We start from the raw sequence: 23,682 nt of genomic DNA, 5'->3' as shown, positions 1-23,682 counted from the left end.
CACAGGGTGCGCTCCCACAGAGGACTAGGCGTCAGGCGGAGCGTCGCTTAGCGCGTCGCCACCTCGTTGCTGCCGGACCAGCCGCCACCCAGCGCGCGGAACGTTGCCACCGCGGCACGGGCATCATCGGCATGCACACGCGCCAGCTGGTCGCGCGAAGTGAGCAGCTGGCGATCCTCGTCAAGCACTTCGATCAGGCTGACGGCGCCGCCCTTGTAGGCATCCTGCGCGGCGTCGCGTGCCTGCACATGGGCCTGCACTTCCAGCGTGAGATCGCGATGCTGCGTTTCCAGTTCGGCCAGCGACACGATGGCGTTTTCCACGTCTTCGGTGGCACGCAACATCGACTGCCGGTACAGCGCCAGCGCTTCGGCGTTGGCGCCCTTGGCCTGCGCTACTTCTGCGTCCACGCGACCGAAGTCGAACAGGCGCCAGTGCAGACCCAACACCGCCTGCGGCTGGAACGCCTGCGAAGAGAACAGCGAACCGCTCTGCAGCGTCTCGAAGCCGAGCAGGCCGCCGAGCGAGACCTTCGGGTAGTACTCGGCCACCGCCACGCCAATGCGCGCGTTGGAGGCAGCGAGCTTGCGCTCCGCCGCGATCACGTCCGGACGGCGGCGCAGCAGCATCGCGGGACCGCCATCGGTGCCGATCACGGGAACGGTGAAGTTTTGCGGGCTGTCCTTCAACTCGGCGGCGTACGTACCCGGCGCCGCACCCATCAACACATCGAGACGATTGAGCTGTTGCGCCAGCGTGATGCGCAGCGGCGGCAAAGTAGTCTTGGCCTGCAGCACCAGGGCCTGCGCCTGGGCCACTTCGCGCGACGTTGCCAAACCGCCGGCCAGGCGATCCTTTACCAGTTCGAGCAGCTGCGTTTCGGTATCGATCTGCTGTTGCGCGAGGCGGATGCGTTCCTGCGCACCGCGCACCTGGAAATAGCTGTCCGCCGCTTCGGCGGCCACCGAGATGCGCACGCCATCCTGATTCGCTTCGGCCGCCTGTGCTTCGGCATTGGCCGCTTCCGCGCCGCGATGCAGGCCACCCGCGATATCCAGCTCCCAGCTCGCGCCAACGCCCAACGTTTCCAAGGTCTGCCGGCGCTGGTAGCCAGGAAACTGGCTGGCGATTTCGCCCAGCGCGCCCTTGGTCGATTGATGCTCCTGCGCCACCTGCGCATCGAGGCTGCCTTGCGGTGCCAGCTGCGCGCCCGCTTCGCGCGCCGCGGCGCGGGCCTGGTCGACGCGCGCCATGGCAGCGGCGAGGTCGAGGTTCTGGCTCATCACGCGGCTGATGATGCGGGTGAGTTCCGGATCATCGAAGCCCTGCCACCATGCGTCGAGCGCGGGTGCGGCACGCGTGGCGTCGCGCGCCTGCAGCTGCGACTGGCTGGCATAGGTCGCGTTGGTGGTCACATCGGGGCGCACGTAGTTTGGGCCGACCGTGCAACCGGCCAGGCCGATCAGCGCCGCCGCGACGGCACCCATGCGGAACGCGTGCCGACGCGACGTTGACCGTGACGCGTCGGAGGACGAAATCGAGGTACTCATCGTGATGTCTCGGAGATAAGAAGGGAATTCAGTGCGCATCGGCGGAAGGCGCGGCCGGCGGCGCCACCTTGCGCATCAGCGGCACCATCGCCGTGGCGACGACGAAGCACAGGCCAATGGCGAGGAAGGCGTCGGCATACGACAAGGTCTGCGCTTCGCGATACGTCAGCAGCCACAACTGCCGCAGCGAACCGCCGGTGGCATCGTCGATGTTCTGCCCGAGGTCGGCGATGTGGCCGGTGGTTTGTGCCAGCCAGCCGTTCATCGCCTCGTTACTGCTGTTGAGATGTTCGGACAGTCGATAGAAATGCAGATTGGTGCGATCGTTGAGGATGGTCGCGCACACGGCGATGCCGATGGCCCCACCAAGATTGCGCATCAGGTTGAACAGGCCCGAGGCCAGCTTCAGCCGCTGCGGCGCCAGGCCGCCCAGCGTCAGCGTGACCGCCGGCGGCACCGCCAGCTGTTGCGCCATGCCGCGCAGTGCCTGCGGCAACAGCAGTTCGTGCGCGCCCCAGTCGTGCGTGATCGGGGTGAAGTCCCACATCGAGATCGCGAAGATCGCCAGGCCCGCCATCATGATCCAGCGCAGGTCGTAACGCTTGGCCAGATAGGTGTACAGCGGAATGCTGAGGATCTGGAACACGCCGGTGGAGAACACCGCCTCGCCAATCTGCAAGGCGCTGTAGCCGCGCACGCGACCCAGGAACAGCGGCGTGAGATAGATGGTGGCGAACAGGCCGATGCCGGTGACGAAGGAGAAGAAGCAGCCCAGCGCGAAGTTGCGGTCGCGCAGTGCGCGCAGATCGACGACCGGATGATCGTAGGTCAGGCTGCGCGCAATAAAGCCCACGCCCGCCAGCCCCGACAGCCACGCCGTGGTGCGGATCACCTGGTCGCTGAACCAGTTCCAGCGCGGACCTTCTTCCAGCGTGTATTCCAGACAGCCGAGGAAGATCGCCAGCAACACCATGCCCAGGTAGTCGGCATGCCGCAGCAGGGAGTAATCCGAGCGGTCGATGTTGACCAGCATCGGCACCGCCACCGCGACGAAGATGCCGGGCACCAGGTTGATGAAGAACAGCCAGTGCCACGAGGAGTGATCGGTGATCCAGCCACCCAGCGTGGGCCCGAGCGTGGGCGCCAGCGAAGCGATGGCGCCGATGGTGGCCGCCGCGATCACGCGCTGCTTGTTCTGGAAGAACACGAACGCCGTGGTGAACACCATCGGGATCATCGAGCCGCCCAGGAAACCCTGCAGCGCGCGGAACACGATCATGCTCTTGATGTCCCAGGCCATGCCGCACAGCATGCTGGTGATGGTGAAACCCGCCGCGGAGGCGGCGAACAACCAGCGCGTGGACATCACCCGCGACAGCCAGCCCGACAGCGGGATCACCACGATTTCGGCGATCAGATAGCTGGTCTGCACCCAGGCCGTTTCGTCGGTGCCCGCGGACAGGCCGCCGCCGATGTCGCGCAACGAGGCGGACACGATCTGGATATCCAGCAGCGCGATGAACATGCCCACGCACATGCTGGCGAAGGCGAACACTTTCTGCGCCATGGTGAGCATGGCCGGATCGATCGGCCCACTCATCGGCATGCTGGCCGCCCTGGCATTCATGGCGAGGCGACCCGGCCGCGCGTATCCACTTCAGCGACCACCGACAGGCCCGGGCGAAGCACGCCGAGCGCATCGTCCTTGCTGTCCAGCACCACGCGCACGGGTACACGCTGCACGACCTTGGTGAAGTTGCCGGTGGCGTTTTCCGGCGGCAGCACGCTGAATTGCGCACCGGTGGCGGGAGCGAGGCTGCTCAGGCGACCGTGGAACACGCGGCCCGGCATCACGTCGGCGCGGATTTCCACCGCCTGCCCCGCGCTCATGCGCGCAAGCTGGTCTTCCTTGAAGTTGGCGTCGACCCACAGACCGTGCGCCGGCACCACCGACAACAATTGCGTGCCGGCCGCGGCGTAGGCGCCGGTACGTGCGCGGCGATTGCCGACCACGCCATCCACCGGCGCGCGCAATTCGGTATAGCCTTCGTTGAGTCGTGCGATCTCCTGCTCGGCCTTGGCCTGTTGCAGGGCTGCGCGCGCCTGCAGTTTCTGCGACTCGATCACATCGATCTGGCGCTGCGCGGCGATCAGCGCGGCTTGCGCCTTGTCCGAACCGGCGCGTGCCGTCTTGTAGGTAGCGTCGGCACGTTGCGCGCTCTCGATGGACACGGCCGAGCGGCTGGAAAGATCGCGATAACGTGCTTCGTCATCGCGCGAGCGCTGGGTTTCGGCAGCAGCGGCGGCGACGCTGGCCTGCGCCTGGCGAATCACCGCCAGCTGGAGATTTTCGGTGGCATCGAGATTGGCCAGCAGCGCCTGCTGTGCGGCGACGGCACCATCGGCCTTGGCCAGCGCCGCGCGGTAATCGCGATCGTCGATCTTCACCAGCAGATCGCCGGCATGCACCACCTGGTTGTCGGTCACCGCGACTTGCGTGATGTAGCCGGGCACCTTCGGGCCGATCACGGTGACATCGCCGCCCACATACGCATCGTCGGTGTCTTCGATGAAGCGCCCGACGCTCCACCAGTGGCCGCCATAGACGACGCCGGCAATGACGGCTGCGCCGATGGCCAGACGCACCAGCGACTTCTTCTTGCTGCGTGGCGTGGATTCCGCAACGGCGGGACTGTCCGCGCGCTCGGCAACGGTAACGGCATTCATGGGAGTGACTCCGGAGGCTTGGTATCGGAAAGGGCTTGGCGCGCCTGTGCGCGCGAATGTCTGAAAGCGATGCGCGCACGCATGCGCTCGCTGGCCGCAGGGCCGGGGCGCACTTCGTGGCGTTCAGGGGTGATCGGTTCGCCGCTCAGGCGATCGACCAGCACCGGCTCCACCACCTGGCCGGACTGCTTGTCGATCAACTCGAGGGCCTGACCCTCGGGCGCGAAGTGGCGGTTGCCCCACGCCATCATCGACAGCAGGACGGGGCGGAAATCGCGACCGCGTTCGGTCAGCAGGTATTCGTAGCGCACCGGGCGGACGCTGTAGCGATGCCGTTCGAGCATGCCCGCTTCCACCAGCGTGGCCAGGCGGCGGCTGAGGATGTTGGGGGCGATCCCCAGGCTGGTCTGGAAATCGTCGAAGCGGCTCAGCCCGTAAAAGGCATCGCGCAGGATCAGCATGCTCCACCACTCGCCGACGTGGTCCAGGCCGCGGGCGACGGGGCATTGCATGTTTTCGGCGGTGGTGCGGTGCACGCTGGCGAGCCTTCGTTTTAGATGATGATCATCATATAAAGGGTAACTTGCGGAATGCAAGTGACTTTTCGTGACGACGGCGTGAAGAGCGCGACCTGCAAAAAAATTGTCGTCGTAGCCTTGAAAGGCCGCCCGTCGTCCTTTATATGATAATCATCATTCAAAATGATCAGCGTTCCTCCCTCCTCCTCCATCGGACATTCGCCATGAAAATCCAAGGTTCAACCGTTCTCGTTACCGGCGCCAACCGCGGCCTCGGCCTCGCTTTCGCCCAGGCCCTGCTGGCCGCAGGCGCACGCAAGGTCTACGCCGGCGCGCGCGACCCCTCCACCGTCACCCTGCCCGGCGTGGTGCCGGTGAAGCTGGACGTGACCAACGCGCAGGACATCGCAGCCGCTGCCGCGCTGGCTTCCGACGTCGACATCGTCATCAACAACGCCGGCATCACTGGCGACGTTGCGCTGCTCGATGCGAAGAACGGCGACAACAACCTGCGCCGCATCATGGAAACCAATCTCTACGGCGTGCACGCGCTGAGCGTGGCGTTTGCCCCGGTGCTGAAGAAGAACGGCGGCGGCGCGCTGGTGAACATGCTGTCCGCCTTGAGCTGGCTGAGCCTGCCCAGCACCAGCGCCTACTCCGTCTCCAAGGCGGCCGCCTGGGCGCTCACCAACAGCCTTCGCAATGAATTGCGCGCGCAGGGCACGCAGGTACTCGGCATCCACGCCGGCTATATCGACACCGACATGGCGAGCCACGTCGATGGCCCCAAGACCAGCGCCGCCGACATCGCCAAGCGTGCGCTGGATGCACTGGAGCACGGCCAGTCCGAAGTGCTTGCGGATGACACCGCCAAGCAGGTGAAGGCCGGTTTCAACGCGACGCCGGCGGCCTATATCGGCGCCTGATCGGCGGCATCCGCCGCGGGCGAACCGCTCGCCCGCGGCGATCGTGTGTGCCGAACCTGTCTGGACGCCCAGAAGTCCGGCCATGCGGCGGCGAATGGCGAAAAAAAACGGTCTACGCTGCAGCGCAGTACTGGACGAAAAAGCCCGAGGGAGTCACGCTTACCGTCTCCCCAAGTGCAGGACCGTCCATGAGAACACCAGCCCGTGCCGCCCCGACCTTGCTTGCTGATCTCGGCGGCACCAATGTGCGATTTGCACTGGCTGACACGGGCCGCGCCAACCCGTTGATGGACGACAGCGTGCGGCGCTACCGCGTCAAGGATCACGACTCGCTGGCCGAGGCCATGCGCCAGTACTTCACCGACACCGGCCTCACCGCCACGCGCGCGATCATCGCCGCGGCCGGCCGCGTCAGCGACGGCGAGACGGTGAAGGTCACCAACAATCCCTGGCAGGTCGCCGCGCATGCGTTGCAGGCGGAGCTGGGCATGGAAGCGGTGCACCTGGTCAACGATTTCGCCGCGCAGGCGATGGCGGTGCCGCTGCATACGCACGACCAGCTTTCCTCGGTCGGCCCGCAGCCGATGCCGTCGCTGGGCACGCGCGAGCAGCAGACGTTCGTGGTGGTGGGTCCGGGCACCGGACTGGGCGTGGCTGGCCTGATGCGCCGCGACGGTCGCTGGATGGTGCTGGAAACCGAAGGCGGTCATGCCGGTTTCGCTGCGCACACCACCGAAGACGTGGAGATCCTGCATCGCCTCAACGCGCGTTTCGGCCGCGTCTCCAACGAACGCATGATCTGCGGCAACGGCCTGGTGAATCTCTACCTCGCGCTGGCCGACATCGCCGGCCAGCCGCCGGAGGAATACACGCCCGAAGACATCACCGCACGCGCCGAATCAGGCACCGATCCGCTGTGCGTGCGCACGGTGGAAACGCTGGCCGGCATCTTCGGCAGCGTGGCGGGCGACCTGGTCCTCAACCTGGGCGGCTGGGACGGCGTCTACCTCACCGGTGGCATGCTGCCGATCCTGCTGCCGTGGCTGAAGCATGGCGGTTTCCGCGAGCGCTTCGAGGCCAAGGGCCGCTTCCGCGAAACCATGGAACAGGTGCCCACCGTGGCGATGATGCATCCGGACCCGGGCCTGCTTGGCGCCGCCGCGCTGGCCGTGCTCGATGCCGGCAAGGCGCTGGTGCCCAACAACGGCTGACCTTGGGGCCAGCCGTTGGCTGGCACTCAAAGGTACTGACGCGTCACCACGACTTTGCGGCCACCGTCGGGCCGATCGACGAAGTAGTCGAGCATGGCGACGCCCGTGGCGCGCTGGGCGTTTGCCGTGTTCTCCGTATAGACGGAGCGCGTGCTGCCGCTGCCGCAGCTCCTCACGCTAGCCCGCGCACCGAGGGGTGCGCCGGGGTTGCAGGCCTCCTGTACGACGGCGCCGGTAAAGGTGAGTTGCGTATATCCCTCTTGCGCGCTCGCCGCACCCATGGCCATGAACGTCGCCACGCCTGCGGCTGCAAGCCACCTGTTCGTCTTCATGAAGTTCCCCTATTCGCGATGATGGTGGTCGCGCGTGCGATCTGCCGGGGATGTCCACGTGGTGATGGTCGCGAAGGGCGACGCGCGGTCTGACGACCGCGCCCCGCTGCGACGTGCGCTCCACCCCCCGGCTGGATGCGCTCGTTCGACGACCCACACGTTAGGCAGCCAGCGCGAGGTTTTCTGTCAGCGGACAAACGGCCCTACACCACAACGTGCAATGCATCACATTTTCCGGGGGCTGCCGACACGGGTGCTACGCTTGATCGACCTCCCCAGCTCGAGCGCTCCCATGTCACGCAGCGATACCGCCTTCCTGTTCGACCTCGACGGCACCCTGGTCGACAGCGTCTACCAGCATGTACTGGCCTGGAAGGAGGCGCTCGATCGCGAAGGCGTGGAGCTGTCGGTGTGGCGCATCCATCGCAAGATCGGCATGAGCGGCGGCTTGTTCGCCAACATCCTGCTGCGCGAAACCGGCATCGAGATCACCGAGGAACGACTGGCGCGCCTGCGCACCTGGCATGCCGAGGCGTACAACCGCCAGGCCACCCAAGGCTCGGTGCGCCCGCTGCCCGGTGCGCGCGAACTGCTCGCTTTCCTGACCGACGCACAGATTCCCTGGGCCATCGCCACCAGCGGGCGCATGACCACGGCGGCGCACAACCTCGAAGCGCTCGGGGTGGATCCCTCCAAGGTGCCGGTGGTGACGCGCGACCAGGTGCGCCATGCCAAACCCGATCCGGATCTGTTCATCACCGCGGCGCAACGACTGGGCGTGGACATCCACTACAGCCTGGTCATCGGCGACAGCATCTGGGACATGCTCGCCGCGCAGCGTGCACGCTCGCTCGGCGTCGGCTTGCTCTCGGGTGGCTATGGGCAGGAAGAGCTGGAAGATTCGGGCGCGTTCCGTGTCTACGAGGATCCGGCGGATCTGCTCAAGCACATCGACGAAGTGGTCGCGCGCAGCTGAGAGCGACGAGTGAGGGAAAAGAAGTGACGAGTGAGAGAAGTGCGGACCTGCTCTTCTCTCACTCCTCACTTCTCACTGCTGCTCTTAACTCGCCTTTTATGTTTGCCGCGGATTCATCGCCGCGCAGACACTTGCGCTAGTCTCGGGGAAGGATCCGCACTACCGGAGGGCTCATGCGCCGTTTCCTTGCCCTGCTCCCACTCGCGCTACTGGTTGCGTGCTCGCCCTCGTCGCCGCCACCCGATCAGAAGCCACCGCAACCCAAAGCGACTGCGCAAGCGACGCCGGACAATGCCGAGCTCGGTTCGCCGCAATGGTACCAATGGGTCGACGACCGCCTGCACATCAGCGACGACGGCCACGGCCCCGATCGCGGTTCATCGGAATGGAACAGCGCCGTGCAGCACAAGCTGGGGCAGGAAGCTCCGCAATCGCCACTAGGCTCGCCGCAATGGCAGCAGGCAGTGGATGCGCTGTTGCGGACTAGGCCGGCGATGTAGTGCACCACTCGAAAGAATAGTGCGCCACCCGTAAAGGAATTTTGTGGGAGCGCACTTGTGCGCGACAAACCGACGGAGCGATGCATCCAGGTGTGGCAGTCGCGCACAAGTGCGCTCCCACAGGAAAGCACACGCGTTCCCGCGAGCACACCGCAATAACAGCGGGCAGTGGGCGCGCCGTTGCGAACAAGGCCGGCGATGTAGCGCACCACTCGAAAGAATAGTGCGCCACCCGTAAAGGAATTTTGTGGGAGCGCACTTGTGCGCGACAAACCGACGGAGCGATACATCCAGGCGTGGCAGTCGCGCACAAGTGCGCTCCCACAGGAAAGCACACGCGTTCCCGCAGCACACCGCAATAACAGCGGGCAGTGGGCGCCCTGTTGTGATCAAGGCCGACGATGTAGTGCACCAGCCGTACAAGAATTTTGTGGGAGCGCACTTGTGCGCGACAGCCTACGGAGCGATACATCCAGGCGTGACTGTCGCGCACAAGTGCGCTCCCACAGAAAGCTCACAGGTTCCCGCGAGCACCCGCCCCTCCCCCGGCAGGGAGAGAGAGAAGTGCGGTGCATCGCTAGAACCAGCGGCGGAAAACGCGCTAGAGAAAACAAAGATCAACCCGGTGCCAACAACGCATCCAGATCCGACTGATCGAAACTCAACTTCTCGCGGGTGCCGCCGCCCTCAAGCACCGCTTCGGCCAGCTCCGCCTTGCGCGCCTTCAGCTCTTCGATGCGCTCCTCCACCGTCCCGCCCGTAATGAGGCGGAACACGAACACCGGCTTGTCCTGGCCAATGCGGTGGGCACGATCCGATGCCTGCGCTTCCGCCGCAGGATTCCACCACGGGTCGTAATGGATCACCGTGTCGGCGGCGGTGAGGTTGAGGCCCACACCGCCAGCCTTCAGCGACAGCAGGAACAGCGGCACTTCGCCTTCCTGGAACTGGCGCACCGGTTCGGCGCGATCGCGCGTTTCGCCAGTGAGCGTGACGTAGGGAATGCGGTGTCGATCGAGTTCGTGCGCGATCAGCTTCAGCATCTCGGTGAACTGCGAGAACAGCAGCACCTTGCGGCCTTCGGCGAGCAGCGCAGGCAGCATGTCCATCAGCAATTCGAACTTCGCCGAATCGCGCACGCCACGCGCCGCCTCGAGTTTCACCAGGCGCGGATCGCAACACACCTGGCGCAGCTTCAGCAGCGCATCAAGTACCACGATGCCGCTGTGCGAGATGCCGCGCTGCGCGATCACCTCGCGCAGTTCTTCGGCCAGCGACAGGCGCAGGCTTTCGTACAGTTCGCGCTGGCGGCCTTCGAGGATCACGCGGCGGGTGATCTCGGTCTTGGGCGGCAACTCGCTGGCCACCTGCGACTTCGTGCGGCGCAGGATGAACGGCGCGAGACGCCGGTTGAGGCGGTCCTGGCATTCGGTGTCGCGATGACGCTCGATCGGCACGCGGTAGTGACGACGGAACGCGCCTTCGTCGCCCAGCAAGCCCGGCACCGAGAGATCGACCTGCGACCACAGTTCGCCCAGATGATTTTCCAGCGGCGTGCCGGTGAGGCAGATGCAGCGTGGCGCGCGCAGGCTGAGCACGGCGCGGCGTGCCTGCGTGCGCGGGTTCTTCACCTGCTGCGCTTCGTCGAGCACGATCAGCGAGAACGGTTGCTTGCGCAGCGACACCACGTCGCGCGGCAGCAAGGCGTAGCTGGTGAGAATCAAATCGTGCGTGGCGATCTGCGAGAAATCGCCGCTGCGTTGCGGACCGTGCAGCGCCAGCACGCGCAGCGCGGGCGCAAAGCGGGCCACTTCGGCCAGCCAGTTCGGAATCAGGCTGGTGGGCACCACCACCAGCGCCGGCTCGGTGAGCGCGCCGCTGTCCTTCAGCGAAAGCAGATGAGTGATCAGCTGCAGCGTCTTGCCCAGGCCCATATCGTCGGCGAGCACGCCACCCACGCCCGCTTCCGCGAGTGCATTGAGCCAACGCAGGCCTTCGCGCTGATACGGGCGCAGCTCGACGGTGAGGCCTTCGGGCACCACGTCGCTGGCGCGCTCCGCAGCGTCACGAAGGCGCGCAGTGAATCCACGCAGTGCGTCAGGTGCGACCAGTTCGCCGCCAGTGGGCAGCGCTTCGACCAGCTCTTCCAGACGGCCCGCCTGCACGCGCGGCAGATGGAGTTTCTTGCGCGGACGCTCGAGGTATTCGGCCAGCGGCGCCAGCAAGCCGCGCAGCTCCTTCAAGCGCACGGGCACGCGGCGACGTTCGTCCACCGGCGCGTACCACACCGCGTCTTCCGGTTCGTTCGGCACCGGGCTGAGGTTCAATTGGTGATCGGCCAGCGCCTGCGCCACGGCGGGCAGCAGGTTGTGGCGCTTGCCTTCCACTTCGATGCCGATTTCCAGATCGAAGGCGTGGTCGTCGGTGTCTTCCACCGCGTTGCCGTACCAGCGCACCGGACCTTCGAGCACTTCGAACGGGAAGCTGGGTGCGTAATCGAGCACGAAGCCGTCTGCTTCCAGCTTGGGCCGCAGCGCCAGCCAGCGCGCCGGCGTGTTCACTTCCAGCGCGCCCGCATAGCCCTTGCCGGGAAACAGCCAGGCGTCTTCGGGCAGCGTGTCGGCCAGATCCCAGGGCAGGCCTTCGGTATCCACACCCGGCGTGAGGCCGGCGCGTTCGAGCTGCTCCATCGCCGAGAGTTCTTCCGCGCGGCGGCGGATGATTTCGACCAGATGCCCGTTGCGCACGCGTCGCACCAGCGGCTCACCGCCACGGCCGGGCAGGCGCTCGCCGGCGTAGTCGAAGGCAAGGCGCGCATAGGCCAGCGGTGGCGTGCCGGCAGCAAGGCGCGCATGGCGGGTGAGCGCGTGCAGCGTGAGCACCGGCTTGGGCGCGAGTTCCGCGCGACGCATTTCGCCCAGCACCTGCGGCAGCGGCAGACGATGCGAGAGGCGGCTATGCGGCAGCGCATTGCGCAGGATCTGGGCGTATTCGTGCTTCAACGCCGGCAGGTCCAGCCATGCCGTTTCTTCCAGCGGCGCGTCCAGGTGGCCCATCTCCGCGCGCTCGGCGTCGAGATACCAGAGGGCGTCGATGCGCAGCACGCGATGGTTGGTCGGCATACAGGGCTGCAGGCGCTGGCTGCCGTCGTTTTCCAGGTGCCACTGCCAGTTGAGCTGATGACCCTTGCCGCGCGACAGCCGCAGGCCCGCCAGGCCGCCGAGGAAGCACGGCGTGGTGTCCAGGATTTCCGCCAGCAGGGCATCGCCCACATGCCCGGCCAGGCGCGCGTAGCTGCGGCTCTTGCGCAGCGTCTGCGGCAGGCCGAGCACGGTCGCGGCGAGGCGCTGTTCGTGGGGTTGCAGCGGCTGCTGCGAGAGATGCTTGCTGTCCAGCGGCGCGGGGCGCACGTAGCGGCCCTGCTCGGCCATGGCGAGGAGCACGGGCGCCACGTCCACGTGGGCGTAGGGCACGCCTTCCTCGGGCACCACGTCGATGAAGAAGCCGAGCACCTGCGGCTCCGGCGGCACGATCGGGGCGGGTAACGCCAGCAGCTTTCGCCAGACGCCGGGCAGCGGTTCGCTGCCGCCGTCGTCGTGTGGCGAGGTCAAACGCTCGTGCCGTTTATCGTCCGGTGACTGCATGCGCATTCGGTCCAGGGCGACCAAAAGATTCAGCTTAGCAAGGGTCTTGCGTGCGTGCGCGTCTCACGCTCCGGTTTTTTCAAAGCAGAGATGACAGGTATCTGTGAAGCGTTCAGCGTGAACGGACCAAAGGCTTACGCCGCCGGCGTGAACAAGCCCCGCGGATACTCCGGCTTCTGCTCACGGCTCATCAGCAACTTGAGCCCTTCGGCCGGCGTCACCTCGCCGTGCAGCACGGCGCGCACGCCGCTGCTGATGGGCAGATCGAGGCCATGCTTGGCCGCCAGCCGGGCCACTTCGTCCGCGGTGAGCACGCTTTCCACCACCTGTCCGATCTCGCGCACGGCTTCGTCGATGGCCTTGCCGCGACCCAGCGCCAGACCGAGACGACGGTTACGCGACAGGTCGCCGGTACAGGTCAGCACCAGATCGCCCAAGCCAGCCAGGCCCATCAATGTTTCCGGACGCGCACCCAGCGCCATGCCCAGGCGCAGCATCTCGTTCATGCCGCGGGTGATCAGGCCGGCGCGGGCGTTCAGGCCCAGGTCCATGCCGTCGGCCACGCCGGTGGCCACGGCCAGCACGTTCTTCATCGCACCACCCAGTTCGGCGCCGAGCACGTCGCTGCCGGAATAGGCGCGGAAGTTCGGCGCGTGCAGCACCAGCGCCATTTCATGCGCGAAGGCGTCGTCGTCCGAATGCACGGTGACGGCGCTGGGCATGCCCGAAGCCACTTCCTTGGCGAACGAGGGCCCGGTGACGACCGCCGCCGGACGACCCGGAAAGCGCTCGGCCACCAGCTCGTGCAGGAAGCGGCCCGTGCCGGGCTCGAAGCCCTTGGTGGCCCAGGCGATGCGGGCATCCGGCTCCAGGTACGGCTCGATCTCCTCCAGCATGGAGGCGAACGCGTGGCTCGGCACCACGATCAGCACCACCTGGGCGCCGCGCAGGGCGGCAGCCAGATCGGCCTCGTAGACCAGTTCCTGCGGGAGCTCGACGTCGGGCAGGTAACGCTGGTTGCAATGGGTTTGTTCCATTGCCTTCAGCGCGGAGGCATCGCGCCCCCACAGCCGGGTCGGCACCTGATTGCGGGCAGCCAAAGCGGCCAGCGCGGTGCCCCAGGAACCGGCACCGAGTACGGCCAGGGTGGGACGCTCAACCATGAGCAACGCCTTGGATCAGCTGTTGAGCGTCGGCACGGCGCTGCCGCCGAGGATGCGGCGCTGCTGTTCGGCGTACAGCGCATCGAAGTTGATCGGCTGCAGCAGGAACGGCGGGAAGCCGCCTTCCAGCACCAGCGACGACAGCATCTGGCGGGCGTACGGGAACAGCAGGTTCGGGCAGTAGCTGTTGAGGATGCCGGCCAGGTCTTCTTCCGAGAACCCGGCAATGCCGAACACGCCGGCCTGGTGCACTTCGGCCAGGTAGGCGGTGCGGTCGTTCAGCGAGCAGGTCAGGGTCAGGCTGAGCACCACTTCGTACAGGTCGTTGCCCATATCGGCGGACTTCTGGCCCAGGTTCAGCTGGACCTGCGGCTGCAGATCGGTTTCGCCGACCTCCTGGAAGATCTGCGGAGCGTTGGGTGCCTCGTAGGACACGTCCTTGATGTAGATCTTCTGCAGCACCAGCTGGGGCTGGCCGGCCTGGCCGTTGGCGGAGACGTCTGCCATGGGGTATTCCTCGTAAGTGTTCGGTGCGTGAAAACGCAAAGGGTTTGATTGTTCCATACATCCCCGCGGCCCGCCATGCGCCTGCATCCCCGAATTGGCCAAAGATTGCGCACCGCCCTGTTTTTCTGGGAGAATAGCCGGCTCGTCCATGCCGACCCGACTCGTCGGGCACGTCCGCCACGCGATGCGGGCCTTACGGCAGACCACGAAAAGCACCATCTCCAGCATCGCGAGGCCTTGTGCCGCTGGGCCGATGCCGCCCTGGCTAACGGGTGGCAAACGCGCCTTTGGGCGCCTAACAGGAGGTCATCATGGCCCGTATTTGCCAAGTCACCGGAAAGGGTGTGCAGACTGGTAACAACGTCTCGCACGCAAACAACAAAACTCGCCGCCGCTGGTTGCCGAACCTGCATGAGCGCCGCTTCTGGGTCCCGAGCGAGAACCGCTGGGTGAAGCTGCGCGTTTCCAACCATGCCCTGCGCACGATCGACAAGAACGGCATCGAGTCCGTCCTCGCCGACCTGCGCGCCCGCGGCGAAAAGATCTGAGGATTGAGCCATGGCTAACAGCAAGCAAGACAAGATCCGCCTGATCTCTTCGGCCGGCACCGGCCACTTCTACACCACGCAGAAGAACAAGAAGAACACCCCGGAAAAGTTCGAGTTCAAGAAGTACGATCCGGTGGTCCGCAAGCATGTGATCTACAAGGAAGGCAAGATCAAGTAAGCCCGCAGGGTTTGTTTGACGCTTTCACGAAGAACCCGCCGCGAGGCGGGTTTTTTGTTGGGCCCGCACCTGGTGACGGAACGCAGGCAAGACGCGCACGCTTGCTCTCGTCCACCCGCTTTCCGATGATGGCGTGCCATGTCATCGCCGACCGCCCTGTTCCATTCGCTGTTGGAGACCACCGGCTGGTCCTGCCTGGCGCCAGCGGTGCAATGCATGCACGCCGAGGGCAGTGTGATCCAGGCCAGCGGCGAGGCCGACGTCGACGGTGCGCGCCACGCGTTCGCCCGACTGCTGCGGCGTCTGCTGACCCTGCCCGAACCCGGCCGGGGCCAGCACATCGCGCTCACCATCGAGCGTCATGCCACCCACGAACAATGGACCCGGCGCTTCGCGCGCGGCTGCATGCGCTCGACCCTGCATCCCGACGGATCGACGTCACTGCGGGAGAGACTCGGCCCCGTGGCACTGCATTTCACCTTGCGCTGCAACGACAACGCCATCGACTGGCAACTGCACCGTGTCACCGTGCTTGGCCTGCCGCTGCCGCGCGCGCTCTGCGGCCAGGTGCTGTCGCGCAGCGGCGCACGGGATGGCCGCTATACCTTCGACATCGATGTGCACCTGCCCTTGCTGGGACAGTTGGTCGCCTATCGCGGCTGGCTGGAGATCGACCATGTCCGCTGAACTCGATCATCCCGTGATCGTGTTCGACGGCATATGCGTGCTGTGCAGCCGCTGGGTGGATTTCATCCTGCGTCACGATCGAAGCGGCTGCTTCCGGCTGGCGGCCATGCAAGGGACCCAAGGGCGCGCCTTGCTGCTTGCACACGGCCTGTCTCCTGACGATCCATCTTCCTTCCTGCTGGTCGATGGCGGACACGGTTACAGCGATACCGATGCCATCGCACGCGTCCTGGACCGCCTGGGCGGCCGGTGGCGTGCAGCTGCTAGCGCACTGCGTCTGGTTCCCAGACGGCTGCGCGACCCTGTGTATCGCTGGCTCGCCCGCCATCGCTACCGCCTGTTCGGCAAGCGCCAGCAATGCCGCCTGCCCGAACCGGAGCAGGCCTGGCGCTTCATCGATTAGCCCGCGCACTTTCCCTGTGGGAGCGCACCCTGTGCGCGACCGCCACGCCGGGATGTACCGCTCCGTAGGTTTGTCGCGCACAAGGTGCGCTCCCACAGTAGATCGTCACCACGATGCACCCCACTGCTCCCTCTCCCCGCCGGGGAGAGGGAGCAAAGCGCCAGCTCGGCTGGTTGTCGTCGCCCCATAAAAAAACCCGCCTTTCGGCGGGCTTTTTCATTCAATCAGCGACAGCGCTTACGCGTTCGCCACCGAATAGCTCTTCAGGCGACCGGCAAACTCCTGCAGCGCGCGGATGCCACTCTGCTCGGCTTCGGCGATCCACTGCTGCAGACCCTTCAGCGCCTGGTCGGCACCACGCTGCTCCATCAGAGCGGCAAGGCGATTGCGGAAATCGCACACCGTGCTCAGCGTCGGACGCTTGGCCAGCACGGCCTGCATGCGGTCACGGCCTTCGCTGTCCAGCCAGCGGCCACCATCGGCGAGCGCGCGGCGCATGCGGCGCGGCACCGACTTGATGCTGTCGCCGGCGTGCTGCGCTTCGTCGCGCAGGGTCGGCATGATCACGTTGCGGTAGTAGTCGGTCATCGCCGAGAAGCGGTGCGTCAGCACGCCCTTGAGCGTCTCGGCATCCGGCAGGTGCACGTTCGGACGGATGTCCAGCGTCGGCGCCACGCGCAGCACCTTGGCCAGACCCACGGCACGCAGCGCGCAGATCGCCGCCCAGCCGATATCGAACTCCCACTTGCGCAGGGCGAACTTGGCCGAGCTCGGGAAGGCGTGGTGGTTGTTGTGCAGCTCTTCGCCGCCGATCCAGAAGCCCCACGGAATGAGGTTGGTCGCGGTGTCGGCGCTTTCGAAGTTGCGATAGCCCCACCAGTGGCCGATGCCGTTGACGAAGCCGGCCGCCCAGAACGGGATCCAGATCATCTGCACGGCCCACAGGGCAGCGCCGATCACGCCGAACAGGGCGAAGCTGATGAACAGCATCAGGGTCGGGCCCCAGTACGGATGCGCGCCGTAGAGATTGCGCTCGATCCAGTCGTCCGGCGTGCCGCGGCCGTACTTCTCGAGGTCTTCCTTCACTTCGCTGGCGTCGCGGTACAGCGACACGCCATCCCAGAAGACCTTCTTGATGCCGTAGATCTGCGGGCTGTGCGGATCTTCCTCGGTCTCGACCTTGGCGTGGTGCTTGCGGTGCACCGCCACCCACTCCTTGGTGACCATGCCCGTGGTGAGCCAGCCCCAGAAGCGGAAGAAGTGCGAAATGGACCAGTGCAGATCCACGCCACGATGGGTCTGGCAGCGATGCAGGTAAAGCGTCACCGTGAAGATGGTGAGCTGGGTCATGACCAGCATGTAGATCAGCATGGTCAGCCAACCGGCATGCGTCAGGCCGTTGGACAAGAAGTTGAGTACTGCATCGAGCATGGGGAAACACCCAAGGTAATGAAAATTCAGTCTAAACGAGGGGTTTCCGTACCCGCCAGCATGGACCAGCAAAATATTGTCGCACCCATTTGCGGTGCGGAAGTTAATGTGCTGTGCCGCCCACTCGCGCCCTCTCCCGGTTGTATGAAATTGGGGCCGCACTGACAATCATGCAATGACCGCGCCTACCGTTGTATTGCAACTGGATCACATAACCCGACATCGCGCGGGGCGACCCGCCGTCGCCGATCTCAGCATGACGCTGGACGCGGGACAGGTACTGGGTTTGCTCGGGGTCAACGGGGCCGGCAAGAGCACCACGTTGGCCATGATTGCCGGTGCCCTGACGCCCGACAGCGGTGCCATCAAACTGAACGGGAAGGACTTTCTGCAGCAGCCGGAACTGGCACAACGCGGCATCGGCTGGCTGCCTGAACGTGCCCCGCTGTGGCCGGAACTGACCGTGTTGGAACACCTGGACGCCCACGGCCGCCTGCGCGGCCTGGGTGGCGCGACGCTGGCCAAGGCACGCCAGCGCATCGTCGAGCGACTGGAACTTGGCGCCCTCTCGCGTCGGCTGGCCGGCGTATTGTCGCAGGGTCAGCGCCAACGCCTCGGACTTGCCTGCGCGCTGCTGCACGAACCGTCGCTACTGGTGCTGGACGAACCGGCCAACGCGCTCGATCCGGTTCAAGTAGCCGCGTTGCGTGGTGTGATCCGCGAACAGGCCGCTGCTGGCACCGCCGTCATCCTTTCCACGCACCTGCTGGCCGAAGTCACCGCAGCGTGCGATCGCGTGGCGATCCTGCACGAGGGGCGGCTGCACTACGACGGCCCCATCACCGACGGCGACCACAAGATGCTCGAGCAGACGTTCTTCGATATCGCCCTGCGCGGTGACGGCAACGACAAGGTGCAGGCCGCATGAGTGTGCTCGCCGTGACGCGGCTGGAGCTGCGCCGCCTGATCGTTCGTCCGCTGGCCTGGGTACTCGCCGCGTTGACGCTGGCGCAGCTGGCGTGGCGCTTCACCCTGTTGCTGGGCGGCTTTCTCGCCGGGCAGATCAAGCTCGCCGCCCTGCCTGGCGGCCCGGGCTACAGCGACCTGGTGGGCGTGCCGATGCTCAGCAGCATCCTCACCGGCGGCATCCTGCCGTTCGGGGTGGTGGAACTGGCGCTGGTGATCGTGCCGCTGCTCACCATGTCCTCGCTGGCCGGCGAGCGCAGCAACGGCACGCTGCCGCTGTGGTTTGCCGCCGGCCTGCCCGCCTCGCGCATCGTGCTGGGCAAATACCTGGCGCTGATGGTGTGGCTGGTGCTGTGGCTCGCGCTTGCGCTGGCAATGCCGCTGAGTCTTGCGCATGGCGTGGCCCTCGACTGGGGCAAGCTCGCCGCGGCGTCGCTGGGCGCACTGCTCACGCTCGCCGCGCTGGCCGCCATCGGCGTGGCGAGTTCGGCGTACGCATCGCATGCGTCCATCGCGGCCACCATCGCGCTCACCATCGGCCTTGCGCTGGCCGGCGTGAACATCGCTGTGCAGAAAGCCGGTGCCAGCAGTGGCGTGTTCAACTGGCTGGCGCTCAGCGGTCATCTGGAGGACATGCTGCGCGGGCTTGTCTCGCTATCCGACGTGGCGTGGTTCCTGCTGGTGATCGCGGTGGCGCTGGCGCTGGCGACACAACGGCTGGCTGCCGAAAAGGAGCGTGGCTGATGGCGCGCTTCTTCCGACATGTGAATGGATGGCTGTTCGCCCTGGGCCTGTTGCTGGCCGCTGGCGCCGTCGGCTATCTCACCACGCGCCATGATCGTGTCAGCGACTGGACGTTCGGCGGACGCGCGAGCCTGTCGCCCGAAAGTCGCGCGGTGCTGAATGCGCTGCACGGCCCCGTTGAAATCGTCAGCTACGCCAATCCGCAGGGCGACCTGCGCCACACCGTGGCCGGCTTCGTGGAACGCTACTCGCGGGTGAAGCCCGATCTCACCGTCCGCTTCGTCGATCCGCAGCAGGATCCGGCCGCAATGCGCGAGCTGGGCATCACCGTGGATGGTGCGCTGATCCTGCATTACCAGGGCCGCGAGCAGCGCCTGGATGAACTCTCCGAGCGCAGCCTCACCAATGCGCTGGAACGTCTGGCACGTGGTGGCGAGCGCATCGTCGCGTTCGTTTCCGGCGACGGCGAGCGCAAGCCGGACGACAAGGGCAATGCCGACCTCGGCATGTTCATGGCGCAGATGGAAGGCCGCGGCATGCGCGCGGTGCCGTTGAACTTCGCGCAGGTCACGGCGGTGCCGCAGCACACCGACCTGGTGGTGCTGGCGAGCCCCGAACTGGCGCTGCCCGACGGCGCCGTGAAGGCACTCAGCGATTACGTGGGCAACGGCGGCAACCTGCTGTGGCTGAGCGAGCCGGGCAACGACGATCTGCATCTGACCCCGCTGGCCGATGCCTTGGGTATTCGCGTGTTGCCGGGCGTGCTGGTCGACGGCCAAGGCGCGGCGCTCGGCTTGAAGGACCCGCGCATGCTGGCGCTGGGCGATTACCCGCAACACGCGATCACGCGCGGCTTCCAGCTGACCACCTTGTTCCCGCAGGTATCCGCGCTGGCCATGGCCGCGCGTACCGACTGGAAGGTGGCACCGTTCCTGCGCTCCAGCGCGCAGAGCTGGACCGAGTTCAAGCCGATCGACAACACGCAGGCGTCGTCGATCCAGTTCGACGCCAGCGCCGGCGAACTGAAGGGTCCGCTGGATTTCGGCTTTGCCTTGAGCCGCCTGTCGCCGAGTCCTGAGAAGGCCGAGCAGCGCGTGGTGGTGATCGGCGATGGCGATTTCCTTTCCAACACCTTCCTCGGCAACGGTGGCAACCGCGCGCTGGGCGAACGCATCTTCGACTGGCTGCTGGGCGACGACGCGCTCGTCAACCTGCCGCCGCGCGGCGCTCCGGACCGCCTGCTGCAGATCACCCAGGCGCAGCTGAGCATCGTGACGCTGGGCTTCCTGGTGGTGCTGCCGTTGCTGTTGCTGTTGATCGGCGGCTTCATCGTCTGGCGCCGTCGTCGCGCATGAAGCGGGCGAATCGACAACGTGCCTGGCTTGCCATCGGCATCGTGGCGCTGCTGGCCGCGACCGTCTGGCAGTGGCGACAGGATCGTGCGCAGGCCACCGGCACGCTGCTGAGGATCGATCCGTCGAGCGTGGACTCGGTGGCGCTCGCCATCGGCAGCGGCGACACCGAACACTTCGCCCTGCGCGAGGGCCACTGGTGGCGCACCGATGGCACCCCCACGCGCGCCGACGATGGCCGCCTGAGCGAACTGGCCGATACGGCCGCCGCAGCCGTGCTGAGCTGGCGGCCACTGGGCGATTTCGATCCCGCCAAGATCGGGCTGGCCACGCCCGTGGCGGTGCTCACGCTGGATGGCCAACGGCTGGAGTTTGGCGAGACCTCGGTGACCGGCCCGCAGCGTTACGTGCGAGTGGGCGACCGCGTCGCGTTGATATCCGTGCGCTATACGCCGCGCGGCGCCACTAGCGAGGCCAAGCAGCTCAAGCAGTGAATGGTGCGAGGTATGGCGCGCCCGCTCCTCTTCACCCACTGCTGCCCTGCCAGGGCGTACCTTGCACCGTCCAGCAGACTCCCCATATGGGATTGCACACCTCGACAGGAGCGACGACATGAGCAAGCAGGCGATCGGCGTAGTAGGCATGGCCGTGATGGGCAGCAACCTCGCCCTGAACATCGAAAGTCGCGGGCACGCCGTGTCGATCTACAACCGGCATCGCGAGCGTACCGATGAAGTCGTGGCGCAGAATCCCGGCAAGAAGCTGGTGCCCGCGTACACGCTCGAGGATTTCGTCGCCTCGCTGGAAAAGCCGCGCCGCATCCTGCTGATGGTGAAAGCCGGCGAACCGACCGACGCCACGCTGGCGCAGTTGAAACCCCTGCTCGACAAGGGCGACATCGTCATCGACGGCGGCAACACGTTCTTCAAGGACACCATGCGCCGCGAGAGCGAGATGAGCTCGGCGGGACTGCACTTCATCGGCACCGGCGTGTCCGGCGGCGAGGAAGGTGCCTTGCACGGTCCGTCGATCATGCCGGGCGGCCCGCGCGAAGCGTACGACCTGGTGGCTCCCATCCTCACCGAGATCGCCGCGCGTGCGCCCGATGGCGAACCCTGCGTGGCCTACATGGGTCCGAACGGTGCGGGCCATTACGTGAAGATGGTGCATAACGGCATCGAATACGGCGACATGCAGCTGATCGCCGAGAGCTATGCCGTGTTGCATCACGTGCTCGGCCTCAGCAACGAGGAACTGGCCGAGGTATACGCCGACTGGAACAAGGGCGAGCTCGACAGTTATCTGATCAGCATCACCGCCGACATCTTCGCCAAAAAGGACAAGGACACCGGTAAGGCGATGGTCGACATCATCCTCGACCGCGCCGCGCAGAAGGGCACCGGCAAGTGGACCAGCCAGAGCGCGCTCGACCTGGGCGTGCCGCTGCCGCTGATCACCGAGTCGGTATTCGCGCGCCTGCTCTCCGCGCTGAAGGACGAGCGCGTGGCGGCGAGCAAGATCCTCAAGGGTCCGCCGACGGGCAAGTTCGATGGCGATCGCAAGGCATTCGTCGAAGCCGTGAGGCGCGCGTTGTACCTCAGCAAGATCGTCTCCTACGCGCAGGGCTTTGCGCAGCTTCGCGCGGCGTCGGACGAATATCAGTGGGACCTGCCGTACGGCACCATCGCACGCATCTTCCGCGCCGGCTGCATCATCCGCGCGCGCTTCCTGCAGAAGATCACCGATGCCTACGAGCGCGATGCGCAGCTGAAGAATCTGCTGCTCGATCCGTACTTCCGCGATATCGCCACCGAGTACCAGGGCGCCCTGCGCGAGGTGGTCGCGGCCGCGGTGAAGGCCGGCGTGCCGGTGCCGTGTTTCTCGTCCGCCGTTGCGTACTACGACAGCTACCGTGCCGAACACCTGCCCGCGAACCTGATCCAGGCGCAGCGCGATTACTTCGGCGCGCACACCTTCGAGCGCGTGGACAAGCAAGGCAGCTTCCACAACGACTGGAGCTGATGCGTTCGTGTTGCATCCACCAGCCCTGACCGGGATACGCAGTGCCTGAATTGCCAGAAGTCGAAACCACCCGCCGTGGCATTGCCCCGCATGTGATCGGACGACGCGTCACCGGCGTGGTGTTGCGCCGTCCCGACCTGCGCTGGCCGATTCCGCCGGAGATCACCACGCAGTTGCCGGGCCAGCGTATCGATGCGGTGGAACGGCGCGCCAAGTATCTGCTGCTGCATACGCAGATCGGCAGCGCGCTGTTTCATCTGGGCATGACCGGTGTGTTGCGTGTGCTGCCACCCGATGCGCTGGTCGGCAAGCACGACCACGTGGACATCGCACTGGAACCCACCGCCACCGAAGGGCCGCGCGTGCTGCGCTTCACCGACGCGCGCCGCTTCGGTTCCCTGCTGTGGCAGCCAGCGGGAGAAACGCACGAGTTGCTGGCGGAACTGGGGCCTGAACCGCTCACCGACGATTTCGATGGCGACCTGCTTTGGCGGCTGTCGCGAGGGCGCAAAGCTGCGGTGAAGTTGTTCCTGATGGATAACGCGGTCGTGGTGGGCGTGGGGAATATCTACGCAAGCGAGGCTCTGTTCGCTGCGGGCATCGATCCACGCAAGGCTGCCGGCTCGATTTCCCGAGCGCGTTATGCGCGATTGGCGGCCGAGGTGAAACGCATCCTGGCCTGGGCGATCGAACGCGGCGGAACGACGTTGCGGGATTTCATCAATCCGGATGGAGCGCCGGGGTACTTCTTTCGCGAGTTGCAGGTGTATGGGCGCGAGGGAGAGGCGTGTCGGGTGTGCGGGACACCGGTGAAGCAGGTGGTGTTGGGGCAGCGGTCGACGTTTTGGTGTGGAAAATGCCAGAAATAGCTGGCCACTCGCGGGAACTGTGGGAGCGCACCCTGTGCGCGACAGCCACGCCGGGATCTACCGCTCCGTAGGTTTGTCGCGCACAGGGTGCGCTCCCACAGTAGATCCGCAGCTCTTGGCTCCGGCTCTAGCTCTTGGCTCTAGCTCTTGGCTTCAGCTCTCGGCTCCCAGGGGTCCCCGTATGACGCGGCGGGTGGGTGGAGGAAAGCCCGCAGGGTGGCCCGCATGGATGCGGGCCAGTTTTTCGCCAGGGCGGGATGCCCTGTCGAAAAACCCCGCAACCCACCTGCGCACCTGGAGGGCCGCTAGGCCCGGAAGGCGCGTCATCCGGGGGGCCCTTTCTTTTGGTTAGGCGGTGTCAATCTAGAAGTGCATCATCGATCGCTTGGGCGAGGTCATCGCGCCCCAGCGCACGCATGAACATCTCC

General features: G+C 65.9%; 23 protein-coding genes. 14 read left to right on the top strand and 9 right to left on the bottom strand.

Annotated elements, in window-relative coordinates; translation table 11 throughout:
• Window positions 1–47: 47 nt before the first annotated feature.
• From ISP20_RS17500 to ISP20_RS17485, 4 genes are all read right to left on the bottom strand, one after another.
• Entirely contained in the window at window positions 48–1,487 is a 1,440-nt protein-coding gene (locus tag ISP20_RS17500; RefSeq protein WP_204637419.1) for an efflux transporter outer membrane subunit, read from the bottom strand.
• A gap of 91 nt (window positions 1,488–1,578) precedes the next feature.
• Complete coding sequence (locus tag ISP20_RS17495; protein ID WP_204637418.1) at window positions 1,579–3,177, bottom strand: DHA2 family efflux MFS transporter permease subunit; 1,599 nt, start codon at window positions 3,175–3,177, stop codon at window positions 1,579–1,581.
• Window positions 3,174–4,277 carry an HlyD family secretion protein gene (locus tag ISP20_RS17490; protein WP_239536086.1) on the bottom strand — a complete coding sequence of 368 codons (1,104 nt, stop codon included), beginning with the start codon at window positions 4,275–4,277 and terminating at the stop codon, window positions 3,174–3,176. The genes ISP20_RS17495 and ISP20_RS17490 overlap by 4 nt, the downstream gene beginning before the upstream one ends.
• A complete protein-coding gene (locus tag ISP20_RS17485; RefSeq protein ID WP_204637417.1) occupies window positions 4,274–4,813 on the bottom strand; it encodes a winged helix-turn-helix transcriptional regulator in 540 nt (179 codons plus the stop codon). The genes ISP20_RS17490 and ISP20_RS17485 overlap by 4 nt, the downstream gene beginning before the upstream one ends.
• 206 nt (window positions 4,814–5,019) lie before the next feature.
• Here ISP20_RS17485 and ISP20_RS17480 point away from each other — a divergent pair, with 206 nt between their 5' ends.
• Both ISP20_RS17480 and glk read left to right on the top strand, forming a co-directional pair.
• Window positions 5,020–5,721: an SDR family oxidoreductase gene (locus ISP20_RS17480; RefSeq protein ID WP_204637416.1), complete on the top strand. Its 702-nt coding sequence runs from the start codon at window positions 5,020–5,022 to the stop codon at window positions 5,719–5,721.
• Window positions 5,722–5,909: 188 nt separating this feature from the next.
• The gene (gene glk, locus ISP20_RS17475; protein WP_204637415.1) at window positions 5,910–6,932 is read left to right on the top strand and encodes a glucokinase; all 1,023 of its coding nucleotides are present in this window, start codon (window positions 5,910–5,912) and stop codon (window positions 6,930–6,932) included.
• A 26-nt stretch (window positions 6,933–6,958) separates the two neighbouring features.
• On the opposite strand, the gene ISP20_RS17470 is transcribed toward glk, so the two are convergent.
• Window positions 6,959–7,264 (bottom strand): hypothetical protein, encoded by a 306-nt coding sequence (locus ISP20_RS17470; protein ID WP_204637414.1) that lies wholly within the window; start codon window positions 7,262–7,264, stop codon window positions 6,959–6,961.
• Window positions 7,265–7,556: 292 nt separating this feature from the next.
• Here ISP20_RS17470 and ISP20_RS17465 point away from each other — a divergent pair, with 292 nt between their 5' ends.
• Both ISP20_RS17465 and ISP20_RS17460 read left to right on the top strand, forming a co-directional pair.
• Window positions 7,557–8,240 carry an HAD family hydrolase gene (locus ISP20_RS17465; RefSeq protein ID WP_204637413.1) on the top strand — a complete coding sequence of 228 codons (684 nt, stop codon included), beginning with the start codon at window positions 7,557–7,559 and terminating at the stop codon, window positions 8,238–8,240.
• 173 nt (window positions 8,241–8,413) lie between these two features.
• A complete protein-coding gene (locus tag ISP20_RS17460; RefSeq protein ID WP_204637412.1) occupies window positions 8,414–8,740 on the top strand; it encodes a hypothetical protein in 327 nt (108 codons plus the stop codon).
• Window positions 8,741–9,357: 617 nt separating this feature from the next.
• On the opposite strand, the gene ISP20_RS17455 is transcribed toward ISP20_RS17460, so the two are convergent.
• From ISP20_RS17455 to secB, 3 genes are all read right to left on the bottom strand, one after another.
• Complete coding sequence (locus ISP20_RS17455; RefSeq protein ID WP_204637411.1) at window positions 9,358–12,384, bottom strand: DEAD/DEAH box helicase; 3,027 nt, start codon at window positions 12,382–12,384, stop codon at window positions 9,358–9,360.
• Between the two features lie 134 nt (window positions 12,385–12,518).
• A complete protein-coding gene (locus ISP20_RS17450; RefSeq protein ID WP_204637410.1) occupies window positions 12,519–13,547 on the bottom strand; it encodes an NAD(P)H-dependent glycerol-3-phosphate dehydrogenase in 1,029 nt (342 codons plus the stop codon).
• A 15-nt stretch (window positions 13,548–13,562) separates the two neighbouring features.
• The gene (gene secB, locus ISP20_RS17445; protein ID WP_204637409.1) at window positions 13,563–14,054 is read right to left on the bottom strand and encodes a protein-export chaperone SecB; all 492 of its coding nucleotides are present in this window, start codon (window positions 14,052–14,054) and stop codon (window positions 13,563–13,565) included.
• A gap of 311 nt (window positions 14,055–14,365) precedes the next feature.
• On the opposite strand from secB, the gene rpmB reads away from it, so the two are divergent.
• The 4 genes from rpmB (at window position 14,366) to ISP20_RS17425 (ending at window position 15,870) form a co-directional block, all read left to right on the top strand.
• Entirely contained in the window at window positions 14,366–14,602 is a 237-nt protein-coding gene (gene rpmB / locus ISP20_RS17440; protein ID WP_109127083.1) for a 50S ribosomal protein L28, read from the top strand.
• A 10-nt stretch (window positions 14,603–14,612) separates the two neighbouring features.
• Window positions 14,613–14,780 (top strand): 50S ribosomal protein L33, encoded by a 168-nt coding sequence (rpmG, locus tag ISP20_RS17435; protein ID WP_008211962.1) that lies wholly within the window; start codon window positions 14,613–14,615, stop codon window positions 14,778–14,780.
• Between the two features lie 138 nt (window positions 14,781–14,918).
• The gene (locus tag ISP20_RS17430) at window positions 14,919–15,467 is read left to right on the top strand and encodes a DUF4166 domain-containing protein (RefSeq protein WP_204637408.1); all 549 of its coding nucleotides are present in this window, start codon (window positions 14,919–14,921) and stop codon (window positions 15,465–15,467) included.
• Window positions 15,457–15,870, top strand: a complete 414-nt coding sequence (locus ISP20_RS17425; protein WP_204637407.1) for a thiol-disulfide oxidoreductase DCC family protein — start codon at window positions 15,457–15,459, stop codon at window positions 15,868–15,870. The genes ISP20_RS17430 and ISP20_RS17425 overlap by 11 nt, the downstream gene beginning before the upstream one ends.
• Window positions 15,871–16,107: 237 nt before the next feature.
• On the opposite strand, the gene ISP20_RS17420 is transcribed toward ISP20_RS17425, so the two are convergent.
• Window positions 16,108–17,301, bottom strand: coding sequence for a DesA family fatty acid desaturase (locus tag ISP20_RS17420; protein WP_204637406.1), 1,194 nt, complete (start codon window positions 17,299–17,301; stop codon window positions 16,108–16,110).
• A gap of 175 nt (window positions 17,302–17,476) precedes the next feature.
• Between ISP20_RS17420 and ISP20_RS17415 the strand changes: the two genes are divergently transcribed.
• The 6 genes from ISP20_RS17415 to mutM all read left to right on the top strand — a co-directional run bounded on the left by ISP20_RS17415 (window position 17,477) and on the right by mutM (window position 23,254).
• Window positions 17,477–18,229: an ABC transporter ATP-binding protein gene (locus ISP20_RS17415; RefSeq protein ID WP_204637405.1), complete on the top strand. Its 753-nt coding sequence runs from the start codon at window positions 17,477–17,479 to the stop codon at window positions 18,227–18,229.
• Window positions 18,226–19,011: an ABC transporter permease gene (locus tag ISP20_RS17410; protein ID WP_204637404.1), complete on the top strand. Its 786-nt coding sequence runs from the start codon at window positions 18,226–18,228 to the stop codon at window positions 19,009–19,011. Before ISP20_RS17415 ends, ISP20_RS17410 begins: the two co-directional genes overlap by 4 nt.
• Window positions 19,011–20,366, top strand: coding sequence for a GldG family protein (locus ISP20_RS17405; RefSeq protein ID WP_204637403.1), 1,356 nt, complete (start codon window positions 19,011–19,013; stop codon window positions 20,364–20,366). The genes ISP20_RS17410 and ISP20_RS17405 overlap by 1 nt, the downstream gene beginning before the upstream one ends.
• Window positions 20,363–20,857 carry a hypothetical protein gene (locus ISP20_RS17400; protein ID WP_204637402.1) on the top strand — a complete coding sequence of 165 codons (495 nt, stop codon included), beginning with the start codon at window positions 20,363–20,365 and terminating at the stop codon, window positions 20,855–20,857. Before ISP20_RS17405 ends, ISP20_RS17400 begins: the two co-directional genes overlap by 4 nt.
• 118 nt (window positions 20,858–20,975) lie before the next feature.
• Window positions 20,976–22,385 carry an NADP-dependent phosphogluconate dehydrogenase gene (gene gndA / locus ISP20_RS17395; RefSeq protein WP_204637401.1) on the top strand — a complete coding sequence of 470 codons (1,410 nt, stop codon included), beginning with the start codon at window positions 20,976–20,978 and terminating at the stop codon, window positions 22,383–22,385.
• 41 nt (window positions 22,386–22,426) lie between these two features.
• Complete coding sequence (mutM, locus tag ISP20_RS17390) at window positions 22,427–23,254, top strand: bifunctional DNA-formamidopyrimidine glycosylase/DNA-(apurinic or apyrimidinic site) lyase (RefSeq protein ID WP_204637400.1); 828 nt, start codon at window positions 22,427–22,429, stop codon at window positions 23,252–23,254.
• Window positions 23,255–23,682: the final 428 nt, after the last annotated feature.

It is taken from the genome of Dyella kyungheensis, assembly GCF_016905005.1.
Taxonomy (GTDB): domain Bacteria; phylum Pseudomonadota; class Gammaproteobacteria; order Xanthomonadales; family Rhodanobacteraceae; genus Dyella; species Dyella kyungheensis.
This window is presented reverse-complemented; position numbering and strand designations above follow the sequence as displayed.

What these genes read in the sequence shown, in the direction of transcription:
- ISP20_RS17500 (WP_204637419.1), bottom strand. Translation starts at nt 1,487, where the DNA reads ATGGGTGCCGTCGCGGCGGCGCTGATCGGCCTGGCCGGTTGCACGGTC.
- ISP20_RS17495 (WP_204637418.1), bottom strand. Translation starts at nt 3,177, where the DNA reads ATGAATGCCAGGGCGGCCAGCATGCCGATGAGTGGGCCGATCGATCCG.
- ISP20_RS17490 (WP_239536086.1), bottom strand. Translation starts at nt 4,277, where the DNA reads ATGAATGCCGTTACCGTTGCCGAGCGCGCGGACAGTCCCGCCGTTGCG.
- ISP20_RS17480 (WP_204637416.1), top strand. Translation starts at nt 5,020, where the DNA reads ATGAAAATCCAAGGTTCAACCGTTCTCGTTACCGGCGCCAACCGCGGC.
- glk (WP_204637415.1), top strand. Translation starts at nt 5,910, where the DNA reads ATGAGAACACCAGCCCGTGCCGCCCCGACCTTGCTTGCTGATCTCGGC.
- ISP20_RS17470 (WP_204637414.1), bottom strand. Translation starts at nt 7,264, where the DNA reads ATGAAGACGAACAGGTGGCTTGCAGCCGCAGGCGTGGCGACGTTCATG.
- ISP20_RS17465 (WP_204637413.1), top strand. Translation starts at nt 7,557, where the DNA reads ATGTCACGCAGCGATACCGCCTTCCTGTTCGACCTCGACGGCACCCTG.
- ISP20_RS17460 (WP_204637412.1), top strand. Translation starts at nt 8,414, where the DNA reads ATGCGCCGTTTCCTTGCCCTGCTCCCACTCGCGCTACTGGTTGCGTGC.
- ISP20_RS17455 (WP_204637411.1), bottom strand. Translation starts at nt 12,384, where the DNA reads ATGCAGTCACCGGACGATAAACGGCACGAGCGTTTGACCTCGCCACAC.
- ISP20_RS17450 (WP_204637410.1), bottom strand. Translation starts at nt 13,547, where the DNA reads ATGGTTGAGCGTCCCACCCTGGCCGTACTCGGTGCCGGTTCCTGGGGC.
- secB (WP_204637409.1), bottom strand. Translation starts at nt 14,054, where the DNA reads ATGGCAGACGTCTCCGCCAACGGCCAGGCCGGCCAGCCCCAGCTGGTG.
- rpmB (WP_109127083.1), top strand. Translation starts at nt 14,366, where the DNA reads ATGGCCCGTATTTGCCAAGTCACCGGAAAGGGTGTGCAGACTGGTAAC.
- rpmG (WP_008211962.1), top strand. Translation starts at nt 14,613, where the DNA reads ATGGCTAACAGCAAGCAAGACAAGATCCGCCTGATCTCTTCGGCCGGC.
- ISP20_RS17430 (WP_204637408.1), top strand. Translation starts at nt 14,919, where the DNA reads ATGTCATCGCCGACCGCCCTGTTCCATTCGCTGTTGGAGACCACCGGC.
- ISP20_RS17425 (WP_204637407.1), top strand. Translation starts at nt 15,457, where the DNA reads ATGTCCGCTGAACTCGATCATCCCGTGATCGTGTTCGACGGCATATGC.
- ISP20_RS17420 (WP_204637406.1), bottom strand. Translation starts at nt 17,301, where the DNA reads ATGCTCGATGCAGTACTCAACTTCTTGTCCAACGGCCTGACGCATGCC.
- ISP20_RS17415 (WP_204637405.1), top strand. Translation starts at nt 17,477, where the DNA reads ATGACCGCGCCTACCGTTGTATTGCAACTGGATCACATAACCCGACAT.
- ISP20_RS17410 (WP_204637404.1), top strand. Translation starts at nt 18,226, where the DNA reads ATGAGTGTGCTCGCCGTGACGCGGCTGGAGCTGCGCCGCCTGATCGTT.
- ISP20_RS17405 (WP_204637403.1), top strand. Translation starts at nt 19,011, where the DNA reads ATGGCGCGCTTCTTCCGACATGTGAATGGATGGCTGTTCGCCCTGGGC.
- ISP20_RS17400 (WP_204637402.1), top strand. Translation starts at nt 20,363, where the DNA reads ATGAAGCGGGCGAATCGACAACGTGCCTGGCTTGCCATCGGCATCGTG.
- gndA (WP_204637401.1), top strand. Translation starts at nt 20,976, where the DNA reads ATGAGCAAGCAGGCGATCGGCGTAGTAGGCATGGCCGTGATGGGCAGC.